The sequence below is a fragment of the Salmonella sp. NW1250 genome, assembly GCF_051812965.1.
GTDB lineage: Bacteria > Pseudomonadota > Gammaproteobacteria > Enterobacterales > Enterobacteriaceae > Salmonella > Salmonella enterica.
Map to the genome: position 1 here is coordinate 19,975 of NZ_JAMNDD010000013.1, position 14,520 is coordinate 34,494.

14 protein-coding genes are annotated in these 14,520 nt (G+C 52.3%); 8 read left to right on the forward strand and 6 right to left on the reverse strand.

The features are described from left to right. Positions 1-161: 161 nt before the first annotated feature. The 3 genes from NBA72_RS19520 to yeiP form a co-directional block, all read right to left on the reverse strand. Positions 162-881, reverse strand: coding sequence for a phosphatase PAP2 family protein (locus tag NBA72_RS19520; RefSeq protein ID WP_000178091.1), 720 nt, complete (start codon positions 879-881; stop codon positions 162-164). Positions 882-910: 29 nt separating this feature from the next. Continuing rightward, complete coding sequence (locus NBA72_RS19525) at positions 911-1,897, reverse strand: CobW family GTP-binding protein (protein WP_000169350.1); 987 nt, start codon at positions 1,895-1,897, stop codon at positions 911-913. A gap of 211 nt (positions 1,898-2,108) precedes the next feature. Continuing rightward, on the reverse strand, positions 2,109-2,681 hold the full coding sequence (yeiP, locus tag NBA72_RS19530) for an elongation factor P-like protein YeiP (protein ID WP_001136822.1): 573 nt from the start codon (positions 2,679-2,681) through the stop codon (positions 2,109-2,111). 323 nt (positions 2,682-3,004) lie between these two features. Here yeiP and NBA72_RS19535 point away from each other — a divergent pair, with 323 nt between their 5' ends. The 3 genes from NBA72_RS19535 to NBA72_RS19545 all read left to right on the forward strand — a co-directional run bounded on the left by NBA72_RS19535 (position 3,005) and on the right by NBA72_RS19545 (position 4,436). Then, positions 3,005-3,259, forward strand: coding sequence for a YkgJ family cysteine cluster protein (locus NBA72_RS19535; RefSeq protein WP_010989043.1), 255 nt, complete (start codon positions 3,005-3,007; stop codon positions 3,257-3,259). Positions 3,260-3,646: 387 nt separating this feature from the next. Further along, a complete protein-coding gene (locus NBA72_RS19540) occupies positions 3,647-3,769 on the forward strand; it encodes a membrane protein (protein WP_001519564.1) in 123 nt (40 codons plus the stop codon). Between the two features lies 1 nt (position 3,770). After that, a complete protein-coding gene (locus NBA72_RS19545) occupies positions 3,771-4,436 on the forward strand; it encodes a GNVR domain-containing protein (protein WP_042949014.1) in 666 nt (221 codons plus the stop codon). A 64-nt stretch (positions 4,437-4,500) separates the two neighbouring features. Here NBA72_RS19545 and setB read toward each other — a convergent pair whose 3' ends face one another. Beyond that, complete coding sequence (setB, locus tag NBA72_RS19550; protein ID WP_020899020.1) at positions 4,501-5,682, reverse strand: sugar efflux transporter SetB; 1,182 nt, start codon at positions 5,680-5,682, stop codon at positions 4,501-4,503. Positions 5,683-6,051: 369 nt separating this feature from the next. Here setB and fruB point away from each other — a divergent pair, with 369 nt between their 5' ends. The 3 genes from fruB to fruA are packed head-to-tail and all read left to right on the forward strand — an operon-like array spanning position 6,052 to position 9,825. Then, complete coding sequence (fruB, locus tag NBA72_RS19555) at positions 6,052-7,182, forward strand: fused PTS fructose transporter subunit IIA/HPr protein (protein WP_042949015.1); 1,131 nt, start codon at positions 6,052-6,054, stop codon at positions 7,180-7,182. Continuing rightward, positions 7,182-8,120, forward strand: coding sequence for a 1-phosphofructokinase (gene fruK / locus NBA72_RS19560; RefSeq protein WP_000091249.1), 939 nt, complete (start codon positions 7,182-7,184; stop codon positions 8,118-8,120). The genes fruB and fruK overlap by 1 nt, the downstream gene beginning before the upstream one ends. A gap of 16 nt (positions 8,121-8,136) precedes the next feature. Next, positions 8,137-9,825, forward strand: coding sequence for a PTS fructose transporter subunit IIBC (fruA, locus tag NBA72_RS19565; protein ID WP_000854408.1), 1,689 nt, complete (start codon positions 8,137-8,139; stop codon positions 9,823-9,825). 64 nt (positions 9,826-9,889) lie between these two features. On the opposite strand, the gene nfo is transcribed toward fruA, so the two are convergent. Both nfo and NBA72_RS19575 read right to left on the reverse strand, forming a co-directional pair. Next, positions 9,890-10,747, reverse strand: a complete 858-nt coding sequence (nfo, locus tag NBA72_RS19570) for a deoxyribonuclease IV (protein ID WP_000873910.1) — start codon at positions 10,745-10,747, stop codon at positions 9,890-9,892. Positions 10,748-10,825: 78 nt separating this feature from the next. Then, on the reverse strand, positions 10,826-11,875 hold the full coding sequence (locus tag NBA72_RS19575; RefSeq protein WP_000137966.1) for a YeiH family protein: 1,050 nt from the start codon (positions 11,873-11,875) through the stop codon (positions 10,826-10,828). A gap of 120 nt (positions 11,876-11,995) precedes the next feature. Between NBA72_RS19575 and yieE the strand changes: the two genes are divergently transcribed. Both yieE and lysP read left to right on the forward strand, forming a co-directional pair. After that, positions 11,996-12,859, forward strand: a complete 864-nt coding sequence (yieE, locus tag NBA72_RS19580; RefSeq protein ID WP_000548316.1) for a DNA-binding transcriptional regulator YeiE — start codon at positions 11,996-11,998, stop codon at positions 12,857-12,859. 189 nt (positions 12,860-13,048) lie between these two features. Further along, positions 13,049-14,518 (forward strand): lysine-specific permease, encoded by a 1,470-nt coding sequence (lysP, locus tag NBA72_RS19585; RefSeq protein WP_000534999.1) that lies wholly within the window; start codon positions 13,049-13,051, stop codon positions 14,516-14,518. Positions 14,519-14,520 lie beyond the last annotated feature (2 nt).

The window sequence follows — 14,520 nt, forward strand, 5'->3', positions numbered from 1 at the left end:
TCAGCACGGGTCAAATTAAGCGCAAATCGTTTAAAAATCGTGCAATCTGTTCATTTTGCAGAGGAATAATATGACCGAAAAATGATGGGCTGGGGGAATATCATCATAAATTACCTTCAACGATGTAAAACTATCGCTGAAGGTAATGTTAATTGCATGGGTTATTTGTTTAAAATTTGTTTATTTCCACCCGGGAGATAATTCTCAAAAAGCGCTATCGCCCGGTCGCTGAGCGGGGTCATCAGCCACCAGGGGAGGCCAATCAAAATAACCGTGAGTGACCCGACCACAATATCGGTGAACCAGTGAGCGCCAATCATAACGCGCGGAAACGCGAAAACCACAAATATAATAAGGGCGATAATCCCCGCCGTTTTGCCGAAATAACGCAGCATAAAGGCGGAAAATATCAGCAGCATCATACCGTGATCGCCTGGGAAACTGTCTTTTGACGCGTCTTTTGTCGGGATGTGCAGCAACTCGCTGACGCGATAAATATGCTCAAAAGAGAGCGTTGGGCTGGCGCGCTTGACGGGGATCAGCGCCTGACCGAGTTGGTTAAGCACCACCGCTGTTAGCAGCATGACCAATCCGATTATCACAATGCGCCGCCGGCCCGACGCGTCTTCTTTTAGCCAGAAACTGAGCATCAGTCCGCCCATCGCCAGCAGCGAACAGCCGTCAAACGCCCGATTATTGGTAATAGCGACCCACCAGAGGAACGCGTGGCTTTCCACCAGTTTCTGGTTAAAGAAGTGGAATATGCCGGAATCAATGGTGAACCAGAAGCCGTGATTGACGGGAAGATACCATGACAAAAACAGCGCCAGACCGGCGGCATTAAGCAGAATTATCAAGGAATAGCGGGTTTTCATCGTCATTTCGCCATAGTTTTTAAACGGTGGCAACCTTACGCGTGCGTCGCTAAACGAAGCTTCAACAAGGCCGTCTGTAACGTATTCCAGTCGGTTTCTGTGTTTGAGATAAGTTCAACCCGGCTATCCGGCGGCGCGACACTCTGTGTTTCGATGTGCAGGTCATCGCCCTGGCGATTGATGCGTACCAGCCCCTCTTGTATGCGCATAACGCCTTTCACCCGGCCCACCGGCGCCAGACGCGCCCATTCGAGTAGGCCAATGGTGTCAAACACGGTATCGGCATCGAAAATCCAGCCGCAGGCCTGATGACCTTGTCCGCTATTGAGGCTGCGTCGCCAGCGCTGCTGGGCGGGCAGATTTAGCGCGGCGAGTCCTTTTTTACTGGCATGAGTGTGAGAATGCGCGGCGCTGGCCGGCAGTTCCGCCAGATTTTGTCGTGGTAAATCCAGAAGCTTACCGTCTATCTGTCCATGTTCGGCATGAATCAGTTGACGATCGCCGCCGTACTGTCGCCACCACTGTTGCAGGGCGGCATCGCTCTGTGCCGTGGCGCGATCGGTCTTATTGGCGATGATAATATCGGCTGAGGCGAGCTGATCGCGGAAATTTTCATTGGCGACGCTCTGTTGGTCCAGTAGCAGGCGAGGGTCAAGGATGCAGAGCGTAGCGCGTAAATCAATCCACGGCTCATAAACCGGCGCAGTTAATAAATCCAGAATCTGTTTTGGGTGTCCCAGTCCGGTTGGTTCAATCAGCAACCGGTCAGGTTTGCCCTGGCGCAGCAGCGTGTTGAGCCCCACCTGCATAGGCAATCCGTTGACGCAGCACATGCAGCCGCCGGGGATCTCTTTTAGCAGTGCGCCGCTGTCGGCAAGCAGCGCGCCGTCAATACCCACTTCGCCAAATTCATTGACCAGGACGGCCCACTTTTCAGCCGGATCTTTATGGGCTAATAAATGAAGGATAGAGGTGGTTTTTCCGCTACCGAGAAATCCAGTAATAAGATTGGTTTTGGTCACGTCAGCTCCAGAATATTGATACAACATAACAACTTTAATAATCCTGGCGAATAAACGTGAAAAAGAGAAGCGCTGAGTTGACGAAGTTGTGCTTCTGCCATCTTAAGAGCAGAAAATGTTAAATTTTTAACGTTTCTCTTTCCGGGCGCAGAACAGTCAATAAACAAAAGGGTCAGGCTGCGCCCTGGGGCGCAGCCGAAAAATGCGAAACTTAATCCGCGCGCCCCATATAACGGCGCTCTTCGATATGAATGCGGATTTTCTCACCTGCGCTCAGGTATTCGGGAACCTGAATCACCAGACCGGTGCTTAATGTCGCGGGTTTGTTACGTGCGCTGGCGGACGCTCCTTTAATACCCGGCGCGGTTTCGACGATTTCCAGATCCACGGTCTGCGGAAGCTCTAGCGCCAGCAGTTGGCCGTCCCAGGTCAGAACCTGCATATCCGGCATTCCGCCTTCAGGCATAAACAGCAACTCTTCTTCAATCTGATCTTTGGTGAAGGTATACGGCGTATAGTCTTCTTTATCCATGAACACATATTCGTTGCCATCGACATAAGAAAAGTCAACGCCGCGACGGCTCAGGGTGACGGTATCAACGATATCGTCGCCTTTGAAACGTTCTTCCACTTTCAGACCGGTGCGGACATCGGAAAAACGCATTTTATACAGTGTGGCGGCGCCACGGGCGGTAGGCGACTGAATGTCGATATCTTTCACAATCAGCAATTTGCCGTTGTAGTTCAGTACCATACCTTTTTTGATTTCGTTCGCTCTTGGCATCGAGGAGATCCTGTTGTAGAGATTATCTAAAATATCGCGTAAAACTACTCGCGCCGGGCCGTCCAGGCAAGTGGAATTGTCACTTTTGCTGGTGCAAAAAAGGTGATACTGTTCGCCCGCTTTCCGCTCCGCGTTCAACGAGAATAGGCGATGGCATGTCGCCCGGAGGGGGGAAGTGTGCTGTGTTGTCCCTTCTGTTTCCAGCCTTGTCTTCGGAATGTCTGAGGGCAGGCCTGATCATGATGACGTCCACATTTTAAATCTGGATTTTTCTTTGGACAAATTCTGTTATCTTTCATTTGGTTATAAATAGAGGGCTGAGCATGGACTGTCGTAGCGGTTGTGGCGCTTGCTGTATTGCGCCTTCAATTTCGTCGCCGATACCCGGAATGCCGTATGGCAAGCCGATGAATACCAGATGCGTGCAGCTTTCGGAAGATAACTTGTGCCTTATCTTTGGCTCGCCTTTACGCCCAAAAGTGTGCTCTGGTTTGCAACCGACAGGGGACATGTGTTTAACGACCCGGGAAGAGGCCATTATTTATTTGCTGGAACTCGAACAGAAAACCTTACCATGAGCTAAGCCGTTTTTGATAAACGTGCAGGGGCTTACGTTATATCCCGAAATAGTCTGCAAAAGCTGCGCCTCAAATTACCTCCTTTTACCATTAAATAGCGTAATACATGATTCCCTTATTTCGTGGCTTCTGAAGCGGTAGATGCCGCCGCTCAACCCCGTTGGTGCCTGAACGTGTACCGAATAAACCGATACATAAAACAAAAACGATCAATTTTATTTATATGATAGCTTTTATCTATTAAAAAGAGGGATTTTGATCGATTTTAATTATTTATAACGATCGATATCATGAATTTGATAGTTTATATCTATCATTGATGTATTTACCGATCGATATAACCAGTGTGAATGTGTTGTTATTTTCCTTTAAAATACTCGAATTCTTATGTGTGGGTTTTATCTTATGAAGAAATATACGTTCGCAGCCAGGGCGTTTATTTTTACGCTGGTGTTGCTTTTTGTTATTTCAGTATTCGGGTTGACTATTAGCGTTTTAAAAGGGATGTGAAATGCGGGGAGAAAATAGTGAAATTGATTTAGTCGACGTTTCCTTATTCCTTATAAGAAAATGGCTAAGTATCGTGATCGCTACCTTTATTTTTGTCGCCATTGGCTATGTTTTTGTGAGCGTGCAGCATGATACAAAGGTTGTGAGTATTACGATCAAACCTAATCTGGATACGCCTGCTACCTATGCGTTATGTGGCTATACTAATGATATTCAATGTAAAACAACGGTTATCCTTAACCAGTTTAGCCGTTTCTTGCCTGCGAACTATAAAAATAAAATAAGTTTTGACGCGAAAAAACAGCTTGTTCTTTTTAAGGCGCAGGGGAGGGAAGAAAGCGTCAATAATATTATTTCCACCCTGAAAAATAGTGTCGATAAAATGGCAGCATGGTATATCGATGATGGTGACATTAAACGTTATAGTGTGCATAAAAATATGTTACAAACGGAAACATATGCAAAGCTATCATTGTTGTCGGAGGCGGTTAAAAATAATGCTAACATTGAAGTGATAGATGTTGCTGTAACACCAAAATATAAGATGCGGCTGGTGTTGGTCCTTTGCGGGCTGATGGGCGTAATTTTCTCAATAACCGGTCTTTTATGTAGGAGGGCGCTAACAGAATATCGTATTGAGAAAAAGACAATGAATGACCGCGCATGAACATTGCGCAGAGATAAACTCTGCGCTGAAATGTGTCGAAGAGTAAAAGTATCAGGCTTGCAAGTTAAACATCTTTAATACGCGCCAGGCAGAACATGGTGGCGACAATCATAACTAACGCAAACCAGAAGACCGCATGATAATTCCAGATTTCTGCGGCGATTCCCGCCAACGAACCGGCAATGATCCAGCCGACGCGAATGGTATTGGTATACAGCGTGGTGGCTGAACCCGCCTGGCCTGGCATGAGATCCTGAAAATAGAGCATGCCAATCCCGCCAAGAATGCCGATGTAAATCGCGTTCAGCAACTGCAAGCCGAGCAACGTTGCCGGTGCGTGCGCCAGCAACATCCCCGCATAAAAGCACAGTCCGGCGACAACGGCGATGCACATTAACAGGCGTTTTCCCAACCGTTTGGCGAAGTAACCTGCAATCAGCATTGTGGGAATCTCCAGCCCGGCGGCGGTGCCCATCATCACGCCTGCAAGTTTTTCCGGAAGATGCAGCTCATTGATGATAAACAGCGGCATATTAATGATATACAGGCTGTTAGTTCCCCACATTAACGTACAGATGACAAACAGCAACAGCGTATCGCGGCGATTACGACGCGGTGCTTCCAGCGTGCCGGTCGCCAGCGGCGCATCTTTGCGCATTGACGGTAAAAAGAACCACACCATGACGCCGCAGACGATAAAAGCTACCGCCGCGCTCAAATACATCACCGTAAAGCTAAAACCCATCGCCAGCGCATAGGCCAGCGGCGGCCCAATGACCCAGGCCAATGAGACCTGGGCGCGGAGGATTGAGCTGAACATCACCGCTTCACGACCTGTACGATCGGCATGTTCACGGGCGAGCGCAAACATCTGCGGGTTGGCGGTAGAGCCGAAGCTACTGAGAAAGACGCCGATAAACAGCAAAATAAAGTAGTTGCGGTTCCAGGCAAACAGCACGCAGGCCAACATGCCCAGCACGCAACAGAAAACGATCAGTTTTTTGCGATCGCCTTTTTTATCTGAGCGACCCGCCAGAAACTGGCTCACGATAATGCCGATAACCGCGCTGCCGGTAAAAAAGAATCCCACCATGCCGGGACGGGCGTGAACCTCATCCGTCAGAAAAATACTGAGCGTCGGCGCCTGTAGCGCACCGGCAATACCGGTGAGAAAAGCGACGATCAAAAAGGCGGTAGACGCCAGGTCAAACGATTTAGGCGCAGCGGCGGCGGGACTGTTGTGCATGTTTCTATATCAGTGGTGTGAAGAGAGGCGGAGTTTACGCTGCCCGTCAGAAAATAAACAGGCGTCTGAATCAAAATCGACACGAAAAATCAAAATAGCATTCCAGTTTGTTACCAGGGGGGTGCTGACGCAAGCTGAAAGAAAAAAGCTGAAGCCTTTTATGCGTCAGCTATTGAGGGTCTGTTGGAGAAAAAATGTGCTTCACCTCAAAAAATTGCTACAAAACCGGTAACTTTTCTTGCGTGCTGAAGCAGAAAGATCCAGACTTCTTGAAACGTTTCAGCGCGATCTGGTTTTTTTGATAACTCAGATTGGCGCTTTTTTTCTCATAGTGGCTGAATCGTTTCAATTCAGCAAGAGAGGAGACACATGTTCCAGTTATCAGTTCAGGACATTCATCCGGGCGAGCAGGCCGGAAATAAAGAAGAGGCCATTCGGCAAATCGCCGCCGCGTTAGCGCAGGCCGGGAATGTGGCGGGCGGCTATGTTGACGGTATGCTGGCGCGCGAACAGCAAACCTCGACCTTTCTTGGCAATGGTATTGCGATTCCCCATGGCACAACAGACACGCGCGATCAGGTGCTGAAAACCGGCGTCCAGGTCTTTCAATTTCCGCAGGGCGTTACCTGGGGAGAAGGCCAGGTCGCCTACGTGGCGATTGGTATTGCCGCCAGTTCGGACGAACACCTTGGCCTGCTGCGTCAGCTGACGCATGTGCTGAGCGATGACTCCGTGGCTGAACAGCTGAAATCCGCGACAACGGCGGAAGAGCTGCGCGCATTGCTGATGGGCGAGAAGCAAAGTGAACAATTAAAACTTGATAACGAGACGATGACGCTGGATGTCATCGCCAGCTCGCTGGTCACATTGCAGGCGCTAAATGCGGCGCGTCTGAAAGAGGCGGGAGCGGTTGATGCGGCGTTCGTCGCAAAAACGATTAACGATAGTCCGATGAATCTGGGACAAGGCATCTGGCTGAACGACAGCGCGGAAGGCAATTTGCGCAGCGCTATTGCGGTAAGCCGTGCGACCCAGGCGTTTGACGTAGAGGGTGAAAAAGCAGCCTTATTAGTCACTGTCGCGATGAACGACGAGCAGCCGATTGCCGTGTTAAAACGCCTCGGCGACCTGTTGCTGAACAATAAAGCCGATCGTCTGCTGAGCGCCGACGCCGCGACGCTGCTGGCGTTGCTGACCAGTGATGATGCGCTGACGGATGACGTACTGAGCGCGGAATTTGTAGTGCGTAATGAGCATGGTCTCCATGCCCGTCCGGGCACCATGCTGGTGAATACGATTAAACAATTTAACAGTGAAATTACCGTGACAAACCTTGATGGAACCGGCAAACCGGCAAACGGACGTAGTCTGATGAAAGTGGTGGCGTTAGGCGTGAAGAAAGGCCATCGTCTGCGCTTTACCGCGCAGGGTGAAGATGCTGAACAGGCGCTGAAAGCGATTGGCGATGCGATCGCCGCCGGTCTCGGGGAGGGCGCATAATGAGCAGGCGTGTTGCCACCATTACCCTTAATCCGGCTTACGATCTGGTTGGGTTTTGCCCTGAAATCGAACGCGGCGAAGTGAACCTGGTGAAAACCACGGGTCTGCACGCGGCGGGCAAAGGCATTAACGTTGCCAAGGTGCTGAAAGACTTAGGCATCGACGTCACCGTCGGCGGTTTTCTCGGTAAAGATAACCAGGACGGTTTTCAGCAATTGTTCAGCGAACTGGGCATCGCTAACCGCTTTCAGGTGGTTCAGGGCCGGACCCGCATCAACGTGAAGCTGACGGAAAAAGATGGCGAAGTGACCGACTTCAACTTTTCCGGCTTTGACGTGACCCCCGCAGACTGGGAACGCTTTGTTAACGACTCCCTGAGCTGGCTGGGCCAGTTCGATATGGTCTGCGTCAGCGGTAGCTTACCGGCTGGCGTGAGTCCGGAAGCGTTCACCGACTGGATGACGCGTCTGCGCAGCCAGTGTCCATGCATTATCTTTGATAGTAGCCGTGAAGCGTTAGTCGCCGGTCTTAAAGCTGCGCCGTGGCTGGTGAAACCGAATCGCCGCGAACTGGAAATTTGGGCGGGTCGTAAGCTCCCGGAAATGAAAGATGTAATTGATGCGGCGCACGCGTTACGCGAACAGGGTATCGCTCATGTGGTGATTTCGCTGGGGGCGGAAGGCGCGCTGTGGGTTAACGCCTCAGGAGAATGGATCGCTAAACCACCGGCGGTTGACGTGGTAAGTACCGTCGGCGCAGGCGATTCCATGGTTGGCGGATTGATTTACGGCCTGCTGATGCGCGAGTCCAGCGAACATACGCTGCGTCTGGCGACGGCGGTTGCCGCGCTGGCGGTCAGCCAGAGCAATGTGGGTATTACCGATCGTCCTCAGTTGGCCGCAATGATGGCGCGTGTCGACTTACAACCGTTTAACTGACAGCAGGAGAGGCATAATGAAAACGCTGCTGATAATTGACGCTAATCTCGGCCAGGCTCGCGCTTACATGGCGAAAACCCTGCTTGGAGCGGCGGCGCATAAAGCAAATCTGGAAATTATCGATAATCCGAATGATGCTGAGCTGGCGATCGTGTTGGGCGAATCTCTGCCGAACGACAATGCTCTGAACGGCAAAAAGGTTTGGCTGGGGGATATTGGTCGCGCCGTTGCGCATCCGGAACTGTTTCTGAGTGAAGCCAAAAGCCATGCGACCCCTTACAGCGCCCCTGCTGCGGCTGCTCCTGCGGCGAGCGGCGGTCCGAAACGCGTGGTCGCGGTAACGGCCTGCCCGACCGGCGTCGCCCATACTTTTATGGCGGCTGAAGCCATTGAAACGGAAGCGAAAAAACGCGGCTGGTGGGTAAAAGTCGAAACGCGCGGCTCCGTGGGGGCCGGCAATGCCATCACCCCGGAAGAGGTGGCGGAAGCGGATTTAGTGATTGTGGCGGCGGATATCGAAGTGGATCTGGCGAAGTTTGCCGGTCTCCCGATGTACCGCACGTCGACCGGCCTGGCGCTGAAAAAGACGGCGCAGGAGCTGGATAAAGCCGTAGCGGAAGCAACGCCGTATCAACCGGCGGGTAAGGCATCGCAAGCGGCGACCGAAGGGAAGAAAGAGAGCGCTGGCGCATACCGGCATCTGTTGACGGGCGTTTCTTACATGCTGCCTATGGTGGTTGCCGGGGGACTGTGTATTGCGCTTTCCTTCGCCTTTGGTATTGAAGCCTTTAAGGTGCCGGACACGCTGGCGGCGGCGCTGATGCAGATTGGCGGCGGTTCGGCGTTTGCGCTGATGGTGCCGGTACTGGCGGGTTATATCGCTTTCTCCATCGCGGATCGCCCTGGCCTTACGCCAGGTCTGATTGGCGGTATGCTGGCGGTTAGCACCGGTTCCGGTTTTATCGGCGGGATCATTGCCGGCTTCCTTGCCGGGTATATGGCGAAGCTTATCAGTACCAAACTGAAACTTCCGCAAAGTATGGAAGCGCTGAAGCCAATCCTGATCATCCCGTTAATTTCCAGTCTGGTGGTGGGGCTGGCGATGATTTACCTGATCGGTAAACCGGTTGCCGGGATTCTGGAAGGGCTCACCCACTGGCTGCAAACCATGGGGACGGCAAACGCGGTGCTGCTGGGCGCGATTCTCGGCGGGATGATGTGTACCGACATGGGCGGCCCGGTGAACAAAGCGGCGTATGCGTTTGGCGTTGGTCTGCTGAGTACGCAAACTTACGCGCCGATGGCGGCGATCATGGCCGCAGGTATGGTACCGCCGTTAGCGCTGGGTCTGGCGACGATGGTGGCGCGTCGTAAGTTCGACAAAGCGCAGCAGGAAGGCGGTAAAGCGGCGTTGGTGCTGGGGCTGTGCTTTATCACTGAAGGCGCTATTCCGTTTGCGGCGCGCGACCCGATGCGTGTACTGCCGTGCTGTATCGTTGGCGGCGCGTTGACCGGGGCCATTTCTATGGCGGTAGGCGCAAAATTGATGGCGCCGCATGGCGGTCTGTTTGTTCTGCTTATCCCAGGCGCAATTACGCCGGTATTGGGATACCTGCTGGCAATTGTGGCCGGTACGCTGGTGGCAGGGCTGGCTTATGCCGTCCTGAAACGTCCGGAGACGGAAGTCGCGGCAAAAGCGGCGTAAGAGAAACACGCTAAAAAAGGCAGAGCGCGCTCTGCCTTTTTTATTGCCTGAAGAACATTAAGCGTCAGGCCACCGCTTCGGCAATTTGCTGGGCTTTTAACCACGCAATCTCTTCCGCCCAGATATCAGGATTGATGGTCTCCAGTATCAGCGGAATACCGTCAAAACGCCCATCCTGCATAATCCAACGAAACGCATCGTGGCCGATATTGCCTTCACCCAGGCTGTGATGACGGTCAACGCGGCTACCGAAGGCGCTTTTGGCGTCGTTCAGGTGCATTCCGCGCAAATACTGAAATCCGACAATTTTCCCGAATTCGGCGAATGTTTTTTCGCACGCCTCTGGCGTACGCAGATCGTATCCGGCGGCAAAGGCATGGCAGGTATCGATACAGACGCCAACGCGCGACTTATCTTCCACGCCGTCGATGATGGCGGCTAACTGTTCAAACTCAAACCCCAGATTACTGCCCTGACCGGCTGTATTTTCGATAACCGCCGTAACGCCCTCGGTCTGCGCGAGGGCAATATTGATGGATTCCGCGATCCGCGCCAGGCAATCCTCCTGTGCAATCTGCATCAGATGGCTACCGGGATGAAAATTAAGCAAGGTTAAGCCGAGTTGTTCACAGCGCTGCATTTCATCGAGAAAGGCATCGCGTGATTTTTCCAGCGCTTCACTGACCGGATGGCCCAGATTAATCAGGTAACTATCGTGGGGAAGAATTTGCGCCGCCGAGAAATGATACTTTTCACAGGCGATTTTAAAGTCATCAATGACCTGGGGAGTAAGGGGGGCGGCACGCCACTGACGCTGGTTTTTTGTGAAAAGCGCAAAGGCCGTTGCGCCAATTTCAGCCGCGCGGGCAGGGGCGTTAGCCAGACCGCCAGCAGCGCTGACGTGCGCTCCGATGTATTTCATAAAAGACTCCTGTTAAACCCGCTAACGGTTCATTACGAACGTTATGATAACGGGTTAACAGGCGTGAAACGTAATAATTTATGCGATAAGGCTATGGATTAGGACGTTAATGGCGCCACCGCCAATAATCAGCCAGGCGAATAATGCCAGCGCCATCAGCAGCGGTTTCGCCCCCGCTTTTTTCAATGCGCTAACGTGAGTGGTCAGACCCAACGCCGCCATTGCCATCGCCAGCAGCACCGTGTCCAGCGTCACCAGCATATCCACCACGGCTTTCGGCAGCAGGTGGAAAGAGTTGAAGATCGCCACTACGATGAAGAAAATAGCAAACCACGGAATGGTAATTTTGCTTTTTTCCGCGCCGGTCGCCGGTGAAAGCTGTTTAACGCGTGCCGCCAGAATGATCAGGAACGGCGCCAGCATCATGACACGCAGCATCTTAGCGATAACTGCCGCATTTTCCGCATCCGGGCTAACGGCATGACCCGCTGCGACCACTTGCGCGACTTCATGCATGGTTGAGCCGATATAGATGCCGTAAGTTTCCGGGCTGAACCAGTGCGCCAGCAGCGGATACATTGCCGGGTAAAGGAAAATAGCGATGGTGCCGAAAATAACGACAGTCGCGACGGCTACAGTAACCTTACTGGCTTCCGCTTTTACCACCGGTTCTGTCGCCAGTACCGCCGCCGCGCCGCAGATACTGCTACCGGCGCCAATCAGCCAGCTGGTATGCCTGTCCAGACCAAAGACTTTTTGGCCTAAGAAGCAGGCCAGCATGAACGTGCTGGAAAGCGTTAATACGTCAATCACAATACCGCTAATACCCACGTCGGCGATTTGTGAAAAGGTAAGGCGGAAGCCGTAAAGGATAATCCCTAAACGCAGCAGATGTTGTTTTGCAAACAGCACGCCGCCGTCGCATTGTTTCCATATTTGTGGATAGACGGTATTCCCGATAACCATACCCAGCAGGATAGCCAGGGTCAGGGCGCTGAACCCCGCGCCTGCAACGGCAGGGATAGCGCCGCCCCACAGGGCGACTCCTGTAATGACGGCGCTCAGAGCGAGCCCCGGTATAAAATGCCACATTGTACGACGATGATTCTGCAAGGTGAGTTCTGTCATAACCTTCTCCTGTATATGGACAATAAGGTTACGGTGATCTGGTTTAAAAATAAAATTGATTATATATTTATAATTAATCTTTATAAGTGGTAAGTGAAACGCTATCGGTGGGATACGACTATGCATATTACGCTACGACAACTTGAAGTGTTTGCTGAAGTACTGAAAAGCGGTTCAACAACCCAGGCGTCGGTCATGCTGTCATTATCGCAGTCCGCCGTTAGCGCCGCGCTCACCGATCTGGAAGGTCAGCTCGGCGTACAGTTGTTTGATCGGGTGGGGAAACGGCTGGTGGTCAACGAACATGGGCGCTTGTTATATCCGCGCGCGCTGGCATTGCTGGAGCAAGCGGTAGAAATTGAGCAGCTATTTCGTGAAGATAACGGCGCGATACGGGTTTATGCCAGTAGCACCATCGGCAATTACATTTTACCCGCCATGATTGCCCGCTATCGCCAGCATTATCCGGCCTTACCGCTGGAACTCAGCGTGGGAAACAGCCAGGACGTGATTAACGCGGTGCTGGATTTTCGGGTTGATATCGGCCTGATTGAAGGGCCGTGTCACAGTACAGAGATTATCTCTGAGCCGTGGCTGGAAGATGAGCTGGTGGTCTTTGCCGCGCCGTCCTCGCCGCTGACGCAGGGGCCGGTGACGCTGGAACAGCTTGCGGCATCCCCATGGATTTTACGCGAGCGCGGTTCCGGTACGCGGGAAATTGTCGATTATTTGCTGTTGTCGCATTTGCCGCGCTTTCATATGGCGATGGAGTTGGGGAATTCAGAAGCGATCAAACATGCGGTGCGTCATGGACTGGGGATAAGCTGTTTATCGCGCCGGGTGATTGCTGAACAACTTCAGGCGGGAACCCTGGGCGAAGTCGCGGTGCCGTTACCGCGCCTGGTGCGCACGTTGTGGCGTGTTCATCATCGGCAGAAACATCTTTCTAACGCGTTGCAGCGTTTTTTGAGTTACTGTGAATAAAGGTGAAGAGGAGGGCTGCCCGGGCGGCATCGCCATTTTTAGTATCCGCTTACGTATACGTTATTCTCTGCTTTACTTATAATCCGTGGCCGGTCATGAAGGTCTCTTATAACCGCGCATTTGTGTCGGAAGGATAGTATTTCGTCTGTTACAATCGCGCCTCATTTTTTGGATGGATAGCATTTTCACATGGGTTCCAAAACTAAAACCACAGAAGCGCCCGCGCTACGTCGCGAATTAAAGGCGCGTCACCTGACGATGATTGCCATTGGCGGCTCCATCGGGACAGGTCTTTTCGTTGCATCTGGTGCGACAATTTCTCAGGCGGGGCCAGGCGGCGCGCTGTTTTCTTATATTCTGATTGGTTTGATGGTCTACTTCCTGATGACCAGTCTTGGCGAGCTGGCGGCCTATATGCCGGTATCTGGCTCGTTTGCGACATATGGTCAGAACTATGTGGAAGAAGGCTTTGGTTTCGCGCTGGGCTGGAACTACTGGTACAACTGGGCGGTGACTATCGCTGTTGACCTGGTTGCCGCACAATTGGTGATGGGCTGGTGGTTCCCGGACACGCCGGGCTGGATCTGGAGCGCGCTATTCCTCTGCGTCATTTTCTTGCTGAACTACATTTCCGTGCGCGGTTTTGGCGAGGCGGAGTACTGGTTCTCGTTAATTAAAGTCGCGACCGTTATTATCTTCATCATCGTTGGCGTAGCGATGATTATCGGTATCTTTAAAGGTGTCGAGCCGGTCGGCTGGAGCAACTGGACGACGGGCGATGCGCCTTTTGCTGGCGGTTTTGCGGCAATGATTGGCGTCGCGATGATCGTGGGCTTCTCTTTCCAGGGAACTGAGCTGATTGGTATTGCCGCCGGGGAATCTGAAAACCCGGAGAAGAATATTCCGCGCGCGGTGCGTCAGGTGTTCTGGCGTATTCTGCTGTTTTATGTTTTCGCGATTTTGATTATCAGCCTGATCATTCCTTATACCGATCCAAACCTGCTGCGTAACGACGTCAAAGACATTAGCGTCAGTCCGTTTACCTTAGTGTTCCAGCATGCGGGCTTGTTGTCTGCGGCGGCGATAATGAATGCGGTTATCCTGACGGCGGTACTGTCTGCGGGTAACTCCGGGATGTATGCCTCGACCCGTATGCTCTACACCCTGGCCTGTGACGGTAAGGCCCCGCGTATTTTTGCGAAATTGTCCCGCGGCGGCGTACCGCGCAATGCGCTTTATGCCACCACCGTGATTGCCGGTCTTTGCTTTTTGACCTCAATGTTCGGCAACCAGACGGTCTATCTGTGGCTGTTGAACACCTCCGGTATGACGGGCTTCATCGCCTGGCTGGGGATTGCCATTAGCCATTATCGCTTCCGTCGCGGTTACGTGATACAAGGGTATGATGTGAATGATTTGCCGTACCGTTCCGGGTTCTTCCCGCTGGGGCCGATTTTCGCCTTTGTACTGTGCCTGATTATTACGTTGGGGCAGAACTATGAAGCGTTCCTGAAAGATACCATCGACTGGGGCGGCGTCGCGGCGACCTATATCGGTATTCCGCTGTTCCTGCTTATCTGGTTCGGCTACAAGCTGATAAAAGGTACGCATTTCGTGCGCTATAGCGAAATGCACTTCCCGGAACGCGTTAAAAAGTAACG

Excerpts from the sequence above, each read along its gene's own strand:
- yeiP (WP_001136822.1), bottom strand. The coding sequence starts at position 2,681 with ATGCCAAGAGCGAACGAAATCAAAAAAGGTATGGTACTGAACTACAAC.
- fruB (WP_042949015.1), top strand. The coding sequence starts at position 6,052 with ATGTTCCAGTTATCAGTTCAGGACATTCATCCGGGCGAGCAGGCCGGA.
- NBA72_RS19545 (WP_042949014.1), top strand. The coding sequence starts at position 3,771 with ATGCGGGGAGAAAATAGTGAAATTGATTTAGTCGACGTTTCCTTATTC.
- lysP (WP_000534999.1), top strand. The coding sequence starts at position 13,049 with ATGGGTTCCAAAACTAAAACCACAGAAGCGCCCGCGCTACGTCGCGAA.
- NBA72_RS19535 (WP_010989043.1), top strand. The coding sequence starts at position 3,005 with ATGGACTGTCGTAGCGGTTGTGGCGCTTGCTGTATTGCGCCTTCAATT.
- setB (WP_020899020.1), bottom strand. The coding sequence starts at position 5,682 with ATGCACAACAGTCCCGCCGCCGCTGCGCCTAAATCGTTTGACCTGGCG.
- nfo (WP_000873910.1), bottom strand. The coding sequence starts at position 10,747 with ATGAAATACATCGGAGCGCACGTCAGCGCTGCTGGCGGTCTGGCTAAC.
- fruK (WP_000091249.1), top strand. The coding sequence starts at position 7,182 with ATGAGCAGGCGTGTTGCCACCATTACCCTTAATCCGGCTTACGATCTG.
- yieE (WP_000548316.1), top strand. The coding sequence starts at position 11,996 with ATGCATATTACGCTACGACAACTTGAAGTGTTTGCTGAAGTACTGAAA.
- fruA (WP_000854408.1), top strand. The coding sequence starts at position 8,137 with ATGAAAACGCTGCTGATAATTGACGCTAATCTCGGCCAGGCTCGCGCT.
- NBA72_RS19520 (WP_000178091.1), bottom strand. The coding sequence starts at position 881 with ATGACGATGAAAACCCGCTATTCCTTGATAATTCTGCTTAATGCCGCC.
- NBA72_RS19540 (WP_001519564.1), top strand. The coding sequence starts at position 3,647 with ATGTGTGGGTTTTATCTTATGAAGAAATATACGTTCGCAGCCAGGGCG.
- NBA72_RS19575 (WP_000137966.1), bottom strand. The coding sequence starts at position 11,875 with ATGACAGAACTCACCTTGCAGAATCATCGTCGTACAATGTGGCATTTT.